Source organism: Sphingopyxis sp. (assembly GCF_965227415.1).
Taxonomy (GTDB): domain Bacteria; phylum Pseudomonadota; class Alphaproteobacteria; order Sphingomonadales; family Sphingomonadaceae; genus Sphingopyxis.
In genome coordinates this window covers 1,377,910-1,394,096 of sequence record NZ_OZ245749.1, presented here as the reverse complement: position 1 = coordinate 1,394,096, position 16,187 = coordinate 1,377,910, and the positions used below count along the sequence as shown (strand labels likewise).

Below are 16,187 nucleotides of genomic sequence, written 5' to 3'. Positions count from 1 at the left end.
GTCACAGCAAGCGGCGCGGTTTCATACACCTATCGCCATCCCGGACTTGATCCGCTCGTCATCCCGGACTTGATCCGGGATCCACAGCTGCGTCGAAGTCATGGACCCCGGATCATGTCCGGGGTGACGAGGAGCGCTACTCCCGCAAACCCCGCAGCGCCGCCCCGGCCGCGAACGGCCCGATCACCGTCAGCAACAAACTCGCCGCCGCCAGCAGTTTCACCGCTCCGCGCGCCGACGGATCGAGCATCCCGGCGCCAAAGATCAGCATCGGCACCGCAAGCGGCAGGATGAGCAGGCCGCCGATCGCGCTGCCGCCCCTGAGGTTCGCGGTCAGTGCCGCGCTCAGCACCGCGAGCGACGCGAGCGCGGGGATGGCGATGGCGATCCCCGTCGCCAGCGTTGCGACCCGCGCGCCATCCTGCGCTAGCAGCGCCGCCGCCGGCAACAGCGCGATCAGCAAAGGCAGGCCGAAACCAATGGCATGCGCGCCGATCTTCACCGCCGCGATCACTTCGTCGGCAAAGCCGCGCACCGCGAGCTGATCGAGCACTCCGGCATCCTTGTCGGGCCGCACCAGCCGGTCGATCGGCAACAGCGCTGCGAGCAGCGCCGCCACCCACACCATCCCGCCGCCCGCGCGCCGCAGCAGCGGCGCATCGGGGCCGACCGCAAAGGGAAAGGCGGTCGCGACGAGCAGGAAGAACAGCACCGGAAGCCACAGCGCCCCGCTGCCCCACGCCCGCCGCAGGTCGCGCCAGAACAGCGCGATCAGCGCGGTCATGCCAGCACCCCCATGTCGAGTTCGGCGAGGTCCGTTATTCCCAGCGCGAAGTGCGAGGCCAGCAGCACCGCACCCCCATTCGCGCGATGTTTCGCCACCGCCGCGACCAGGCGCGCCTGTGCCGCATCGTCCATGCCGTTCGCGGGCTCGTCGAGCAGCCAGATCGGCGCTCCGCTCGCGATCACGCGCACCATCGCCGCGCGCTTGCGCTGGCCGGTCGACAGCATCGCCACCGGCACCTCGGCAAGTGGGGCCAGCGCCATTTCGTCCATAGCGCGGTCGACCGCGTGGCCATCGACCGTATCGATCCGCGCCCAGAAATCGATCGCGCGGCGCAGCGGCAATTCGGTGTCGAGCGCTGACGCTTCGTCGATCAGCGCAACGCGCTCGCGGCGTTCGACGGTGCCAGCGGCCGGCCGCAACAGCCCTGCCGCCAGCCGGATCAGGCTCGACTTGCCCGCGCCATTCGGGCCGCGCAGCCACAGCGCATCGCCGCGCGCCAGCGTCAGCGACAGATCCTCGAACAACAGCCGGTCGCCGCGGATACACGCCACGCTGTCGAGCCGCAGCAGGATGCTCATGCCCCCCGCGCGCGGTTGCTCGCTCACGTTATCGCCTCGAGTGCGTGCATGTCATCGTCGGAGAAGCCGAAATGATGGCCGATCTCGTGGATAAGCACGTGGCGCACCAACCAGTCGAGCCGTTCGCCGCCTTCGATCCATTCGACGAGCAGCGGAACGCGGTACAGCGTCACGCGGTCGGGCATGCCGCCACTCGCATCGATGCTGCGCTCGGTCAGCGGGCGGCCTTCGTAGAGGCCGGTGAGGTCGTATGGATGCTCGATATCGAGCGATTTCAGGATGTCGTCGTCGGCGAATTCCTCGACCGCGATCACGACGTCCCGAATGTGCGGCTTGAACACCTCGGGCATCGTATCGAGCGCCGCCTCGGCCATCGCGAACAGCGCGTCGGCATCGGGGGCGGTTCCGGTCCAACCGGCCGGAAGTCGGGGCAGGGCACTCTTGTCGCTCATCGCGCCCTTCCTTATGGCGGCGGCACGCCCTTTACCAGCCGGAGAAGAAAATGGTCCAGAAACTCGACGATGCACAGCGCGCCGCGCTCTTCGCCCGCTTCCCCGACTGGACGCATGAACCCGAACGCGACGGCATCACGCGCCAGTTCAAGTTCGAAGATTTCGCCCGCGCCTTCGGCTTCATGGCGAGCGTCGCGATCGTCGCCGAAAAGATGGACCATCACCCCGAATGGTCGAACGTCTATAACCGCGTCGACATATTGCTGACGACGCACGATGCCGAGGGGCTGTCCGAACGCGACGTGGCGCTGGCCGAAGCGATCGAGGGGCTGCTTTAATTTTTCGTCACCCCGGATCAGGTCCGGGGTGACGGGGAAGGGTTGCGCCCGGCGTTAGCCCCCTTACAAACAGGCCCAAGAACAAAGGGGAGCCCAGAATGACCGACAGCCTGCTGCGCCGCAAACCCATCGTCCCGGACCATCAGGACGGACATGCACTCGCGCGAACGCTCAGCTGGCCGCACCTCATCGCGCTCGGCGTCGGGGCGATCGTCGGCACCGGCATCCTGACGCTGATCGGCGTCGGCGCCGACAAGGCAGGCCCTGCGGTCATCCTCTCCTTCGCCGTCGCGGGCCTGATCTGCGCCTGTGCTGCGCTCGCCTATGCCGAAATGGCGACGATGATCCCCGCCTCGGGAAGCGCCTATACCTACAGCTATGTCGTGATCGGTGAGCTTATCGCGTGGATCGTCGGGTGGAGCCTGATCCTCGAATATTCGCTTGTCGTCAGCGCGGTTGCGGTTGGCTGGTCGGGCTACGCGGCGCCCTTGCTGCAGGCATGGGCCGGCGTCCCGATGACCTTGATGCAAGGGCCCGAGCTTGGCGGCATCGTCAATCTGCCGGCGATCGCGATCATCGCGATCGTCGCGGGAATGCTTCTCTACGGGACGCGCGAGAGCGCGACGGTCAATGCCATCCTCGTGATCGTGAAGATCATCGCGCTGGCGGTGTTCGTTGCCGTCGCGCTGCCGGCGTTCGATGCCGCGAACCTCGAACCGTTCAGCCCGTTCGGCTTTGCCAAGCATGTCGGACCCGACGGCGTCGAGCGCGGCGTCATGGCGGCGGCGGCGATCATTTTCTTCGCTTTCTATGGCTTCGATGCGATCGCGACGGCGGCCGAGGAAGCGAAGAATCCCGATCGCGATCTCAAGATCGGGATCGTCGGGTCGATGTTCGCCTGCGTCCTGATCTACATCCTCGTCGCGGTCGCTGCGGTCGGCTCGATCAGCTACAGCCACTTCGCGAACAGCCCTGAACCGCTCGCGCTGATCCTGCGCGAACTTGGTCAGCCCGGCGCGGCGAAATATCTCGCGCTCTCGGCGGTGGTCGCGCTGCCGACCGTGATCCTGGCTTTCTTCTTCGGGCAAAGCCGCATCTTCTTCACCATGGCGCGCGATGGCCTGCTGCCCAAGAGCCTCGCCAAATTGTCGTCGCGCGGCACGCCGGTGCGGATCACCATCTTCACCGCGATCGTCGTCGCGATCCTCGCGGGCTTCATTCCGCTCGCCGAGCTGGCGGCGCTGGCGAATGCGGGCACGCTGGCGGCGTTCACTGCCGTATCGGTGTGCATGCTCATCATGCGTCGCCGCGCGCCCGACGCGCCGCGCACATTCCGCACGCCGATGCCATGGCTTGTCGGCGGCATCGCCGTGTTCGGCTGCTTCTATCTGTTCCTCAGCCTGCCGGCCAAGACGCAGATCTGGTTCGGCATCTGGAACGTGGTGGGTCTGGTCGTCTACTTCCTCTACGCGCGGCGTAACGCGATCGTCGGTTGAAACCGATCGTCGCGCCCGTCGTAAGCTTGGGCCCAAGGCCGCCTTGCTCCAAGTCGCATGGGCCCCGGCTTTCGCCGGGGATCACGGATCTGGCGACAGCGGTTCAATCGAACAGGTCGCTCAGGAAGCTCTTGGTATAGCTCTTCTTCTTGTAGGGCTTGCCATATCGGTCGCCATCATGGCGCTGCTCGCGATATTCGGGCTGCGGCGTGGCCTGGCGCGGCGGTGGCGAGGCGGCTGGGGGTCCCTCGCTGCGCTCGATGATCTTGTCGAGTTCGCCGCGGTCGAGCCAGACGCCGCGGCATTGCGGGCAATAGTCGATCTCGATCCCCTGACGCTCGGACATCGTCAAATTCACGCGGCAAGTCGGGCAAAGCAGCCCCTGGGCATCGGTCACGAATATTCCTTTCATGCGAAAGGCGGCCCACTGGCCGCCATCTCTTTCAAACTGTCGGCGCGGCGTTGCGTTCCGAAAGCAGAAGGGGCCGAAAACAGAAAAGGCCCCGTTCCGCCCGGGGAAGCGGAACGGGGCCAGCTGTGCGCCGCGCTGTCTTCAGCTGTCGGCTTCGAACGCCAGCAAGTCGCCGGGCTGACACTCGAGTTCGGTGCAAATCGCCTCCAGGGTCGAAAAGCGCATCGCCTTGGCCTTGCCGGTCTTGAGGATCGACAGATTGGCCAGCGTGATGCCGATGCGGTCGGACAGGTCGGTCAGCGTCATCCGCTTCGCGTGAAGCAGATCGTCCAGTTTCACGACGATCGCCATCAGACGGTCCCTTCCAACTCGTCGCGCATCGCGGCGCCCTGATCGAAGACCGCGGCGAGGACGAAGGCGAGCAGGATGGCGAGCACGCCGCCGAGCGAGAAGCCGCCCATGGCATGCAGGTCGCCTCCCGCGTCGGCGATCCGGCGCGCGACCCAGCCGAGCGGGATCGCGACAAGCTGCACGACGACCAGCGCCCAGCCGATATGCCGCAGCCGTCCGGCGTTGGCGGGGATGAAGGGGTCGGTCGCCGCGCTGGCGACGAGGCCCTGCAACTGGCGCAACATATAGGCCGCTCCCGCGAGGATGGTCAGCAACAGCACCATCAGCAGTCCGAGCAGCGGGCGGATCGCCGCGGCGTCGATGAAGCTTTTGCTGTTCTTGATCTCGACCAGCACCTCGGGCCACGCTGCGATCAGCGCGCCGCTGACGACCAGCACGAGCAGCGCTGCCGCCGCGACCAGCCCCAGGATCAACCAGAGCAAACCGCGCGTCGCGCCGAGCAGGGTTGGATTGGCGATAGGCATATCGTTCTCCGATCAATTATTTATCGGAGAATGATATGACGTGATTCATTCATATCGTCAATCGATATTATCGAAAAACGATAATTATCGGATTATTCCCCGCCTTCGTCACCCCGGACTTGATCCGACGCCCAGGACTTCGATGCTGGACGTGGGTCCCGGATCAAGCCTGTCCTGAGCCTGTCGAAGGGTCCGGGATCACGCGGGCTTAGGCGACGGACCTCCAGTCGAACGCCAACGGCGCCTCGCGGAACGCAAAGCGGTCGAGGTGGCGCGCGACAACGCCTTTCATCGCCTCGACATGCTCGTCGCCGCTGGCATCGATGCGGACCGACAGCGCGTCGGCGCCCGCATCGAAGGTGACGATCGCGTCGCTTGCCCAGGTGGCCCCGCGCGCATCCTTGGGGAAGGTCACGGAGCCGTGGTCGGGGGTGAATTCGACCGCCAGATTATGTTGCCAGTGCTTGCACAGCTGCTGCAGATATTTGCTCGCATGTGCCGTCGGCACTACCGCGACCGCGGCGGCCGCCATCACAGTCGTTCGATCTTCTGCGCCGCTTCGTCGATCAGCGCCACCACCTCGTGCAACGTCGCCTCGTCGAGATCGCGGTCGCCCAGCCGGTTCACCAGCACGGCCTTCAGATTGCCCATCGCGCGGCGGACCGACGCGCTGTCGGTGCGCTGGCGTTCCTCGCCGACTTCGGTCAGGCGTGCGATCAGCCTTTCGATGATCTCCTTGTTCGCGGCGAGTTCGGCCTGGCCAGCGTCGGTGATCGCGAACAATTTCTTGGCGCCGTCGCTGTCGGCCGCTTCGATCAATCCCATGTCGCCCAGCAGGGTCAGTGTGGGATAGATGACGCCGGGGCTCGGCGCATAGGCGCCGCCGGTCAACTCTTCGATCTGGCGGATAAGGTCGTATCCGTGGCGCGGTTCGTCGGCGATCAGCTTCAAGAGGACGAGCCGCAGCTCGCCGCTGTCGAACATCCGCCGGCGGCGGCCCTGTCCGTCGTCGTCTTGCCCGTGGCGCCCGCCAAAGCCGCGCCCGAAGCCGCGTCCGTGGCCCAAGCCGCCGTGGCGCATCGCCTGCCGCATCATGCGGCGCATGGCATGGCGCTCGTCGCACCCATGCCGGTTCATTTCATGTCGCATCTTATACTCCTTCATGCGATTCGATGGGTCTAAGATATATCTTGAAACAAACTTTGCAAGAGCCCGAATGCACGCGACGCGACACTTTCGCCAACTTTCGCCAACTTCCGCCGATTTCCTTGACTTGCCGCCCATAGCCGCTATGAGCGCCCCCGTGTTGCCGCGGGTTCGCCCGTGACAATTCCGTCCGAGACAGTTGGTGAAGGGACTATGCCCTTCTTAATTTCCAGCCGAGACGGGGAACAGTCTTCTATCGGTCGCCCGCCTGCCATGCAGGTGACGCGGCTTGACCGACCCCATCGGACATCGTTGCGCAAATGCAGGTGAGCCTTGGCTCGCAGCGGCATTTGCGTGTGTTAGCCGCCCGGCGGCGCGTGCGTATTGGCGTGCGCGCATCCGGGCAGATGAGTGGAGTATAGGCATGGATCGTACTGAAAAGGCCGAAGCCGTATCTTCGCTGAACGCTACGCTGTCGTCAGCTGCCTCGGTTGTGGTCGTCCGCAATCTCGGCATGACCGTCGCCCAGTCGACGGTGCTGCGCCAGCAAATGCGCGATGCGGGGGCCGACTTTCGCGTCACGAAGAACCGTCTTGCCAAAATCGCGCTCGATGGCACGTCCTATGGCGGGCTCAGCGATCTGCTGACCGGCCCCACGGCCCTTGCAACCTCGACCGACCCGGTCGCGGCTGCGAAGATCGCCGTGGAATTTGCCAAGACCAACGATCGGCTTGAGATCGTTGGTGGCGGCATGGGCGACGTCGTCCTCGACGTGAATGGCGTGAAGGCGCTGGCTTCGCTTCCCTCGCTCGACGAGCTCCGCGCCAAGATCATCGGTCTGGTGCAGGCTCCGGCCACCAAGGTTGCGCAGATTGCTGCAGCCCCGGCCGGCCAGTTGGCGCGGGTTTTTGGCGCATATGCCGCCAAAGAAGCAGCGTGATTTCGAACTGAACTGAAACTACTGCCGGGACATCCCGGTTCTGATGGAGAATGAACATGGCTGATCTTGCAAAGATCGTTGAAGAACTGTCGTCGCTGACCGTCCTCGAAGCGGCTGACCTGTCGAAGCTGCTCGAAGAAAAGTGGGGCGTTTCGGCCGCCGCTGCTGTTGCTGCCGCTCCGGCCGCTGCCGCTGCCGGCCCGGCTGCTGAAGAGCAGACCGAATTCGACGTCATCCTGACGGGTGACGGCGGCAACAAGATCAACGTGATTAAGGAAGTCCGTGCGATCACCGGCCTGGGTCTTGGCGAAGCCAAGGCGCTCGTCGAAGGCGCGCCGAAGGCCGTCAAGGAAGGCGTCAACAAGGCAGAAGCTGAAGAGCTGAAGGCCAAGCTGCTCGGCGCCGGCGCGACCGTCGAACTGAAGTAATCCGGCGCAAGCCGATTACGAAAAAAAAGGGCGGTGCCGTTTTGCGGCGCCGCCCTTTTTCTATTCGCTTTTCTATTTGCCGCAGCGGCTCAGCTTTTCGTCCAGCTGGGCTTCAGATCCGTGCGGACCGTGCGGCCGGGTTCGAGGCGGCGCACTTCCTGTTCGGTCGGCGCAACCGGCGCCTGCCGCTGTGCGATCTCCCATGCGCTCACCGGCTTACGGGCCGGTTCCTGCTGGCTGACGAGCGTCGCATCATATTCCGTGCGTTCCTGACGGTCGAGAAAACGCGCGCGGGCCAACCTTTTGCTCAGCGTCGGGAACGGGTTTTCGGGCGTTGGGCCGGCCATTGCCAAGGCTTCATGTCGCCCCATGCTGCCGTGCGGCGCAGTGGCAAAACTCGGGGTATTGGCTTGCGATGCCGGTGCGGGCGGCGACGCCACGATCGTTTCCTCGCGGGCCACGAAGGTCGGTTCTGTGGTCGGGGCCCATTCGGCGTTCGACGCGCTGTTGTCAAAATCCCACACTTCGGTTGACGCACGGCGGCGACGCGCAAAGGCGAGACCCGCCCCGCCGGCGATCAGCAACGCCGCAGCGCCGCCAGCGATTTCCCAGGGGAGGCTGTCACCGCTGGTCGTTGCTTTTGCAACGGGCGCGGGAGCAGCCTCGGCCACCGGCTGAACCGGTTCTACGACGGGCGGCGCAATCGGCGCGACATCGTCGATCGGCGCAGACGTTATCGCCACTGGTTCGGCGGCCACGGGTTCTGCTCGTGCGGCTGTGACGCGGGCCGGTGCAGGCTGAGCAGCGCGGGCGCGCGCAGCGGGACGCTCGGCACGGGCGCGGGGCGGCGTTGCGGCCTCGCGTTCGACGACCTTGGGCACGGGAGGCAGATCAAGAGGCACGCGGATCACGGGCTGCGCGGTCGGCGCCGTCGCAGGGGCAACAGCGGCGGGCGGTTGCACCGTCGGCGGGGCCGACGCCGGCGGCGCGACGACGGGCGGGGCCATCGGCATGGTCGGCGCTTCCTGCGCGAAAGCGACGGGAGTGGACAGGACCAGGAACGCGGCAATCGCGCTCGCGGCGGGGCGGATAAGGGGAGCATTTTTCATCATAGTGAGGGAGCAACGAACCGTGCGTGCAAAGCGCTGCCCGACGGCCTGTGTTTCCGCGATGAGCCGTGCGTCGCTGACGGCGCGGCGAAGATTTCGTGCCTGTTCGTCCCGCCTCGAAACCGCTTTGGCGGTCAGTCGATGGGTGCCGTCTGCGGCGTAGCGAGAACCATGGCGCCCGCGGCCGAAATCGCTGCACCGATCAGCGACATGTCACGGTCGAGCCGCTCTTCCAAGGCGATATCGGCAAACGCTGCCATCTCTACAATCAGCGGCATCGACAGTGACAGGCGCAGCGTTCCCGCCATTCGTCCGTCAGCAAGCGGGTGCGTCTTGACCGGTTGGCCGAGGCGGATTTCCTGCCCCAGCCACTGGCGCGACTGGCGGGCGATATGGCCGTGCATCGCCTTTGCGGCGTCGAAATCGCATTGCGGCCAGCGCGCCGACAGGTCGAGCGTGCGCAGCGTTTCGGTGGCGAGGCAGCTCGTCCCCGCGCCCGCGACTTCGGCTAGCTCGAGTCGTTTGACGAGGCGCATGACGTGATGGCTGAAGCGCGCCGCGACGTGCGTGACGCGCTCGGCGGGCAGCGCGGCGAAGCGCTCCATTTCGAAGAGGGCGGCCTCGAGGCGCACGAGCAGGCCGAAATTTCTGCTCGCATGCAAACCGTCTGCACCGGGCCAGTCGGCTGGCCACTCGGCGCGGTTTGCCACGCGGCGGAAGCCTTGGGGAAGCGGCAGCGCCCGCTCGCGGATCGCCGCCGGGACGAGTGCAAAGCCGCTGAACGGCGGGCCGCCCGCGAATTTCGATCCCGTCATCAGCACGACGCAGCCGAGATCGAGGTATCGACGGACGATCGAGGGCGTGATGCGAAGCTGGCAGGCATCGACGACGATCGCCATCGCATCGCCATGCCTCGCAACAAGCCGCTCGACGTCCGGAAGCGCAGGAAGCGCGAGGCCCGATTTCGAGCCATGAACGACATGCACGACCGCGCGGCGGCCATTGGCGGCGGCGCGCTCGACATGAAGCGAAAGCTCGGCAGCGACCGCGGCGGACGCACGCGGTCGCCCCGCGGCGTCGCGTACCGCGACATCGATCAGCTCGGTTCCGGCGAAAGCGGGGTCGATGGCCGCCTGCGCTACGACGCGCGCGCCGGTAGCGGTTTCGGCGGCAAAGAAGCGACCAGCAGCGCTGTGGATGCAGCCGCTGCCGACTTCGTCGCGGCCAAGAAGCACCGCCGTCAGCGGTCGCCCGTCGAGGGCCGCGGCAAGGCCGACATATTCGAGGTCGGTACCCGACGCCGCAAAGACGATCGCGTCATCGCCCGCGAGACCGAAATAGGCGGCGAGCCGATTGCGAATGGCGGCGAGACCTCCGGCATAGTCGGTGGCAGCGACCGGCCGGTCGAGCCTGTCGCGCCACTGGCCGATCAACGTCTCGAACGCCTGTTCCGAAATGCTGCTGATCGTCGACGAGCCATAAGCGAGCGCGTCGCTCGGCGCAGCGCTGGCGAAATATTGATTGCGCCCCTGCGCGTCGAGCCGGATGCGGCCATCGCCGCCGCTGACCAGTGCCGACGCGAGCCGCGCAGCGTGGCGGCTGTTCGACGAGGGCGCTTTTTTTTCGAAGCTTTTGGGGTTCAGAAGCATGGCGGCATATCCGATCGGCAGGGGGCTATGGCGCCGAAGTACCGGCCGAAGATGACAGTGATTTGGCGTTTTGGTTGCAGCCCGGTCATCAAAAGGTCATGCGCGTGAAACTTGCGCGTGGTCAGAGCGTCACATGCGAACCAACGACCTTGCACCCACCCGGCTGCCCGATCGCTTGCGCGACACGCAGCGCCTTCTCTTCATCGCCAAACATGCGAAATGGACCGGCGGACTCCATAGCGAGGACGGCAATCATGCGCTTTATCATCGCGAAACGCGCGAGATATTGGAGGCGCTTGGCATGCCGCTCGTCGTGGCCGACAATTACGCCGACCTGTTCGACCGGCCGACCGCCGACTTCGTCTTTCCCCTGCTGAACCGCGGCGGTTTTTATAACAGCGAGATGCTTCTGCCGCTGCTCTGCAACCGGCTGGGGCTTCGCTATGTCGGTGCGTCGCCGATCGTGCGCGGCTTGTCCGACGACAAGCATCTGACCAAGCTGGAGGCCTCGGCGCGGGGCATTCCGACGGCGCCCTGGGCGATCTTCCGTCGCGGCGCGCCTGTCGATGCATCGCGTTGCCCGCCTGCCAAGCGGTGGGTGATCAAACCCAACAACAGCTCGGCGTCCTGGGGTATTCGCGATGCCCATGATCGCGTCGAGCTCGCGCAGGCGATCGCCGAGATCCACGCGCTCGACCATGACGCGATCGTCGAACCCTTCATCGAGGGCAGCGACGTCGAAGTCCCCGTGATCACGCTGCATGGTGAGCCGGCGATGCTGCCGATGATGATTTTCGAACAGGCCGACCCGGGCCATTTGCGCACCTATCAGGAGAAGCGCGATCTGGTCGATCGCAGCCAGAAATATAGTCTGAAGCTGTTCGACGACGCCGCGATCGGCGCGGCGCTGACTCGATATACGGCGCAGATGGCGGAAATCTTCCGGCCCTTCGATTATGGTCGTTTCGAGTTTCGCGTCGATTCTTCGACGGGTGAGATCCGGCTGCTCGAGGTCAATCTGAATTGCAACCTCTGGTCGGAAAAGGTCTTCGGCCGCGCCGCCGTCGCCGCGGGCTTCAGCCAGGCCGACCTGATCGAGACGATCGTGTCCGAAAGCATGATCCGCCAACTCGTCGGGTTCGCGCGGAGGGATGCGGCATGAGCGGTTCGATCCTGATCCTCGCGGGCCGCCGTCCGGGCGCGATCGATGCGCTTGCCGAGGCGCATGGCGTCGCTGACAAATGCCTTGTGCCGGTAGCAGGGCGACCGATGATCGCACATGTGCTGGAAAGCGCCGCCGATAGCGACGCCGAACGGGTGCTGGTGTCGACGCATCATGCCGCCCTGATCGACGATCTGAACGACCCGGTCGTCGATTTGCTGGGGGATCGGCTGGTCGTCCTTCCGGCCGCCGACAATCTGGCCGATTCTGTGCTGCTTGCCGCAGGCTCCGCGCGTTTCCCGTTGCTGATCACGACCGCCGACAATTGCCTGCTGACCGCTGCCACGATCGCCGAGATCGGTGCCGAAGCGGCGCGATTGGATATCGAGGCGGGCGTCGCGCTTGCCCGGCGCGAGGATGTGCTGGCAGTGCATCCCGAGGGACAACGGCGCTTCTATGAATTTTCCGACGTCGCGGTGTCGAACTGCAATGCCTATTGGATCGGCCATCGCGGCGCGCTGAAAGCCGCCGAGGCTTTCCGCGGCGGCGGCCAATTCGTGAAGAAACCGATCCGGGTGATGCAGGCGTTCGGCCTGATCAACCTGCTACGCTTTCGCTTCGGGCTCGGCCCGATCCACCACATCTTTCAGCGCCTCTCGCGCCACCTTCAAGTCGACATTGCCCCGCTGCTCGTAAGCAACGGGGCAACGGCGATCGACGTCGACAACGAACGGTCGCTGCGGGTGACAGAGGCGCTGATGAAGCGGCCTGACGTGGTCAATCCGCGACCCAGTTCCCGTGAAACCCGGGCGGCACGCGATGCGGCAGGTGAACGACGGCTTGTGGCGATCCGGTAAAATCATCGGCATTCAGGATGACGAGATCGGTCGTCTCGTCGTTCATGTTGACGACGAGGCCGATCAGCCAGCCATCGTCCTCCGCGCCGGTTTCGCTGCGCGGGACAAAGACGAACTCGCCGGGGTGACGGCCAGGGCCGAAGTCGTGGATGGCGGTCGCGCCTTCCTCGAGGTCGTGGCGGAATAACCGCGTATCGGCGATCTGCCATTCGGACGCTTCGGCCTCGGGAATCGCGACCGTATAGGCGTAGCGATAGGGTTTGGTCGTCAGTCGCTCGTCATAGCGCGGGAATTCCTGCGCATGGTCGTGGGTGACGGCGCGGACCGACGTGCGCGCGGCGGGGTCGAGCGTCCAGCGTTCCATGCGCGCCTTCTGGCTGTCGGGTCCGCGCGTCGATTCGGCAAACATCGTTTCGTGCGCGACGACGTCGACGATGATCTTGCCGTCCGCGGTCTCGAACGCGTTGGCGGGGTGGAAGACATAGCAGGGCTCGACGGGAACCCAGATGATGTCGTCCGCAGTGCCTTTCCTGGGGAGGAGGCCGACACGCGCCTGATGCTTTTCATTCCATGCATAGGGGAAACGAAAGCCCGCGAGCAGACGCGACATCGAGAAGGTGACGGGCAGGTCGAGGATCAGCACATAATTTTCGGTGATCGCGCAGTCGTGTATCGAGGGGCCATCGCTGACCGGGATCGCGAGTTCGCGGATGACGTGAGCCTGCTGGTCGACGACGACGTGCCAGACCGTGTTGAAATCGTCGCCCTTATAGGTGATCGAATGCATCTCTTCCGTGAACGGGTCGAGGTGCGGGTGCGCGGTGTACGGACCCTTCAGCGTACCGTCGAAAGGGTTGTGGGCAATCGTGTTCAGCTCATAACCGAGTTCGACCGGCTTGCCGCCAGCTTCGACGATCGCGAAAGTCCGGCCGTCGACGCCGATGACATTGGTGTTCGGCGCATCGTTGCTTTCGGCGCGGGGGCCGGGCGGGACGTCCTCGCCGAGGACGGCGCATGCCTCGGCGCCGCGGACCCAGCGGTTGCGGTACCAGTCGGCCTTGCCGCCTTCGATGCGGATGCCGTGGACCATGCCCGCGCCGGTGAACCAGTGATAGCTCGCCGGGTCGGGCGCGACCGCCGGGTTCGGGCCGTTGCGCAGGTAGCGGCCGGTGAGGGCGGCGGGGATTTCACCTTCGACGCGCAGTCCCTCGAGCGTGAACTCTTCGGTCATCGGGGTGTGGATGCCGGTGAGATAGGGATGTGCGTCGGTGGGGCGGGGGAGGCGCTTGCGGTTGAAATCGGCGACCTTGCCGATGCCTTTGGTGACGGCGCCCCGGATCAGGCTTTCGACGTTGCTTGCCATGGTGATGCTCCTTACGGAAGTTGGCGAAAGTGTCGCGCAGTGTGGAGGGGATTGCACTGGCGACTCGGAATGTTTACGGTGACAACATGAGCGAAGAAGATAACAGTGTCAACATAGAAAATGCCGACGCCAGAAGTTCGGGGTCGTATCATCACGGCGATCTGCACGCTGCGGTGATCGCTGCTGGGCTCAAGCGGCTGGAAGAGGGCGACGGCGCCGAGCTTGGCCTGCGGGCACTGGCGCGCGACGTCGGAGTCAGCGCGACAGCACTTTACCGCCATTTTCCGGACAAGGAGGCGCTGCTCGATGCGCTCGCCGATGAGGGGCTTCGCCGGCTCGGCGCGTTGCAGGCGCAGGCGTGGCTAAAGGCGGGCGGCGGGCGCCAGGGTTTCCTGGCGGTCGGAGTCGCCTATGTCCGCTTTGCCCATGACGAACCCGCGGTCTTCCGGCTGAGCTTCACGCGGCAGATGCGTGACCGCTGCGAACCGGGCACCGACGGCGGCGAGGTTGGCTATAATCTGCTCCGCGCAGGCATCGCGCAGACAATGCCGCACCTCGACGATCCCGAAGTTGCCGCTCTGCATGCCTGGTCTCTTGTGCACGGCGTCGCCATGCTCGTCCTCGACCGGCGGATCGAATGGGACGAGGCGCAGGTCGAGCAGATTGTCGGCATGACCTTCGGCGGGGTCGACTAGAATCTTAACGCGCGTGATTTTGCCGTATAATCGGGTTAAGCCGCAGCAAATGTTAGCGGTTTATTTTCCAGTTTTCGGATAGATTCGGGATATGACGCGATCGCTCTCTCCCGGAGTCGAAGCGGCGTTATGGTCGCTGATGACGGCGCTCGGCTATTTCCTGATGGCGAGCCTGTCGCTCTACGCGACCAAAGGCGCCGACAATATCGCCGCGGTCTGGCCCCCGAGCGGCTATTTCCTGGCGCTGTTGCTGCTGATGCCCCGCCGCGCGCACGCAGCATCCTTTGTAGGGATGGCGGCGGCCAGCCTCGCCGCGAATATTCTGGGCGGGACGCCGCCGATCGTGTCGGCCGCTTTCACGCTCGCCAATGCGTCCGAAGCCTTCGCAGCGCTGTGGCTGATCCGCCGCCGTCATGCGAGCGAACTGTCGTTCATGGCCCCGCGCCCGGTGGGCGATTTCTGCATCGCAACGCTGTCGGCAAGCGCGCTCAGCGCTTCGGTGGCGACCGCGCTTGCGGGCAAGGGGGTCGATTTCTTCTTTTCGTGGCTCACGACGGTTGCGCTCGGCATGCTGATCGTCACGCCGCCCATCGTGATGCTCGCGCGGATGATCGACACCAAGGCGCTCGACAATATGTCCGCGCGCATGAAGAGCGAGGCGATCCTGATCCTGACCGCCGCCGCAGCGGTGACCGCCACGGCCTTTTCGCAATCGCATTTCCCGACGACATTCCTGCCGTGCATCGCGGTGGTTGCCGCGGCGTACCGACTCGGCCCGTTCGGCGCCGCGACGGGTATGCTGATCGTGACGATCATCGCCTCGCTGCTGACGGGGCAGGGGGCGGGGCCGATCGCGGTGATCGACGACAGCCAGAAGGTCCGCGTGCTATTCCTGCAATTCTATCTGTTGGCGCTGCTCTTTACGACGCTGCCGCTTGCGGCATTGCTGGTCGTGCAACGGCGGCTCGCCAAGCGGCTGGAACAGAGCAACGGCTGGCTGGTCCAGGCCGAGGCCGCAGCGCTGGTCGGCCATTGGCGCGTCGATCTGGTCCGCTGGACGATCCAGTGGTCGGACCAGACCTATCGCGTCCATGGCCTGGAGCCCGGAACCCCGGTCGATGTCGACTATAGCGTCGAGCAATATGTCGAGGAGGATATGGCCGCGGTCCGCAAGATTTTGGCCGAAGCCGTCCGGACCGGCCATGCTTTTGAATATCAGGGCCGCATCCGGCGCACTGACGGCGAAATCCGCTATGTGAAATCTCACGGCTCAATTGAAAAGAGTCGGGGCGGTAAAGCCGTCGGCATTTTCGGCACCATTCAGGATGTGACTGAAACGGTCGAGAATGCGCGTATCCTGGAAGCCGCGCGCAGCGCTGCCGAGCGGGTAGCGAATACCGATATGCTGACCGGGCTGCCGAACCGGCGCCATACGCTGGCCTTTCTTGAACGCGCGCTCGTCGGCGCGCGCGAGCATGGCGCGCCGCTCGCGGTCGCGATCTTCGACATCGATCATTTCAAGCGGATCAACGACACGCATGGCCATGCTGTCGGCGATGACGTGATCCGCCGGGTTTCGCAGCGTGCCAAGGCAGCGCTGCGCGACGGCGACATGGTCGGCCGGATTGGCGGCGAGGAGTTCGTCTGTATCCTTCAGCGGTCGAGCGCGCAGGCGGCCGAGATCGTCGCCGAGCGGGTGCGCAAGGCGGTCGAGAACGGCACGGCCGAGGAAACCGATGTGCCCGACACGACGATCAGTATCGGGCTGGCGCTATATGATGGCGATATCGACGCCGAGGAACTGCTCCACCGGGCCGACCAGGCGCTCTACACCGCAAAACGCGACGGACGGAACCGGCTGCGGATGGCGGCCTGAGGCCGCTGTAATCAGTTGGGCGGA

19 protein-coding genes are annotated in these 16,187 nt (G+C 65.1%); 8 read left to right on the top strand and 11 right to left on the bottom strand.

The annotated features are described in order from the left end of the window. Positions 1 to 136 precede the first annotated feature (136 nt). Genes ACO055_RS06860 through ACO055_RS06850 form a run of 3 tightly spaced genes read right to left on the bottom strand, consistent with a single transcriptional unit; the run spans position 137 to position 1,817 of the window. On the bottom strand, positions 137 to 784 hold the full coding sequence (locus tag ACO055_RS06860) for a heme exporter protein CcmB (protein ID WP_422061839.1): 648 nt from the start codon (positions 782 to 784) through the stop codon (positions 137 to 139). Then, positions 781 to 1,365: a heme ABC exporter ATP-binding protein CcmA gene (gene ccmA / locus ACO055_RS06855; protein WP_422062435.1), complete on the bottom strand. Its 585-nt coding sequence runs from the start codon at positions 1,363 to 1,365 to the stop codon at positions 781 to 783. Before ccmA ends, ACO055_RS06860 begins: the two co-directional genes overlap by 4 nt. A 23-nt stretch (positions 1,366 to 1,388) precedes the next feature. Continuing rightward, positions 1,389 to 1,817, bottom strand: a complete 429-nt coding sequence (locus tag ACO055_RS06850) for a metallopeptidase family protein (protein ID WP_422061838.1) — start codon at positions 1,815 to 1,817, stop codon at positions 1,389 to 1,391. Between the two features lie 50 nt (positions 1,818 to 1,867). On the opposite strand from ACO055_RS06850, the gene ACO055_RS06845 reads away from it, so the two are divergent. Together ACO055_RS06845 and ACO055_RS06840 are read left to right on the top strand one after the other, a co-directional pair. Next, positions 1,868 to 2,155: a 4a-hydroxytetrahydrobiopterin dehydratase gene (locus tag ACO055_RS06845; RefSeq protein ID WP_422061837.1), complete on the top strand. Its 288-nt coding sequence runs from the start codon at positions 1,868 to 1,870 to the stop codon at positions 2,153 to 2,155. A gap of 98 nt (positions 2,156 to 2,253) precedes the next feature. Next, on the top strand, positions 2,254 to 3,651 hold the full coding sequence (locus ACO055_RS06840) for an amino acid permease (protein ID WP_422061836.1): 1,398 nt from the start codon (positions 2,254 to 2,256) through the stop codon (positions 3,649 to 3,651). 103 nt (positions 3,652 to 3,754) lie between these two features. Here the strand turns inward: ACO055_RS06840 and ACO055_RS06835 are convergent, their stop codons facing one another. The 5 genes from ACO055_RS06835 to ACO055_RS06815 form a co-directional block, all read right to left on the bottom strand. Further along, complete coding sequence (locus tag ACO055_RS06835) at positions 3,755 to 4,063, bottom strand: zf-TFIIB domain-containing protein (RefSeq protein ID WP_422061835.1); 309 nt, start codon at positions 4,061 to 4,063, stop codon at positions 3,755 to 3,757. A gap of 141 nt (positions 4,064 to 4,204) precedes the next feature. Next, entirely contained in the window at positions 4,205 to 4,414 is a 210-nt protein-coding gene (locus tag ACO055_RS06830; RefSeq protein WP_056373879.1) for a helix-turn-helix domain-containing protein, read from the bottom strand. Further along, complete coding sequence (locus tag ACO055_RS06825) at positions 4,414 to 4,938, bottom strand: DUF2975 domain-containing protein (RefSeq protein ID WP_422061834.1); 525 nt, start codon at positions 4,936 to 4,938, stop codon at positions 4,414 to 4,416. The genes ACO055_RS06830 and ACO055_RS06825 overlap by 1 nt, the downstream gene beginning before the upstream one ends. Before the next feature lie 208 nt (positions 4,939 to 5,146). After that, positions 5,147 to 5,470 (bottom strand): DUF2218 domain-containing protein, encoded by a 324-nt coding sequence (locus ACO055_RS06820; RefSeq protein ID WP_422061833.1) that lies wholly within the window; start codon positions 5,468 to 5,470, stop codon positions 5,147 to 5,149. Further along, entirely contained in the window at positions 5,470 to 6,030 is a 561-nt protein-coding gene (locus ACO055_RS06815; RefSeq protein WP_422062434.1) for a PadR family transcriptional regulator, read from the bottom strand. Before ACO055_RS06815 ends, ACO055_RS06820 begins: the two co-directional genes overlap by 1 nt. Before the next feature lie 478 nt (positions 6,031 to 6,508). On the opposite strand from ACO055_RS06815, the gene rplJ reads away from it, so the two are divergent. Both rplJ and rplL read left to right on the top strand, forming a co-directional pair. Beyond that, a complete protein-coding gene (gene rplJ, locus ACO055_RS06810; protein WP_422062433.1) occupies positions 6,509 to 7,024 on the top strand; it encodes a 50S ribosomal protein L10 in 516 nt (171 codons plus the stop codon). A 56-nt stretch (positions 7,025 to 7,080) separates the two neighbouring features. Then, complete coding sequence (rplL, locus tag ACO055_RS06805) at positions 7,081 to 7,452, top strand: 50S ribosomal protein L7/L12 (protein ID WP_422061832.1); 372 nt, start codon at positions 7,081 to 7,083, stop codon at positions 7,450 to 7,452. 89 nt (positions 7,453 to 7,541) lie between these two features. Here the strand turns inward: rplL and ACO055_RS06800 are convergent, their stop codons facing one another. Further along, complete coding sequence (locus tag ACO055_RS06800) at positions 7,542 to 8,561, bottom strand: hypothetical protein (RefSeq protein ID WP_422061831.1); 1,020 nt, start codon at positions 8,559 to 8,561, stop codon at positions 7,542 to 7,544. A gap of 134 nt (positions 8,562 to 8,695) precedes the next feature. After that, the gene (locus ACO055_RS06795; RefSeq protein ID WP_422061830.1) at positions 8,696 to 10,210 is read right to left on the bottom strand and encodes a hypothetical protein; all 1,515 of its coding nucleotides are present in this window, start codon (positions 10,208 to 10,210) and stop codon (positions 8,696 to 8,698) included. A 133-nt stretch (positions 10,211 to 10,343) separates the two neighbouring features. Here ACO055_RS06795 and ACO055_RS06790 point away from each other — a divergent pair, with 133 nt between their 5' ends. Next, entirely contained in the window at positions 10,344 to 11,372 is a 1,029-nt protein-coding gene (locus ACO055_RS06790) for a D-alanine--D-alanine ligase family protein (RefSeq protein WP_422061829.1), read from the top strand. After that, the gene (locus ACO055_RS06785) at positions 11,369 to 12,229 is read left to right on the top strand and encodes an NTP transferase domain-containing protein (RefSeq protein ID WP_422061828.1); all 861 of its coding nucleotides are present in this window, start codon (positions 11,369 to 11,371) and stop codon (positions 12,227 to 12,229) included. The genes ACO055_RS06790 and ACO055_RS06785 overlap by 4 nt, the downstream gene beginning before the upstream one ends. On the opposite strand, the gene ACO055_RS06780 is transcribed toward ACO055_RS06785, so the two are convergent. Continuing rightward, the gene (locus tag ACO055_RS06780) at positions 12,150 to 13,592 is read right to left on the bottom strand and encodes a carotenoid oxygenase family protein (RefSeq protein ID WP_422061827.1); all 1,443 of its coding nucleotides are present in this window, start codon (positions 13,590 to 13,592) and stop codon (positions 12,150 to 12,152) included. The genes ACO055_RS06785 and ACO055_RS06780 overlap by 80 nt on opposite strands. An 86-nt stretch (positions 13,593 to 13,678) precedes the next feature. On the opposite strand from ACO055_RS06780, the gene ACO055_RS06775 reads away from it, so the two are divergent. Further along, positions 13,679 to 14,287 (top strand): TetR/AcrR family transcriptional regulator, encoded by a 609-nt coding sequence (locus ACO055_RS06775; RefSeq protein ID WP_422061826.1) that lies wholly within the window; start codon positions 13,679 to 13,681, stop codon positions 14,285 to 14,287. A gap of 91 nt (positions 14,288 to 14,378) precedes the next feature. Continuing rightward, on the top strand, positions 14,379 to 16,163 hold the full coding sequence (locus ACO055_RS06770) for a diguanylate cyclase (RefSeq protein WP_422061825.1): 1,785 nt from the start codon (positions 14,379 to 14,381) through the stop codon (positions 16,161 to 16,163). The last annotated feature ends 24 nt before the right edge of the window (positions 16,164 to 16,187 follow it).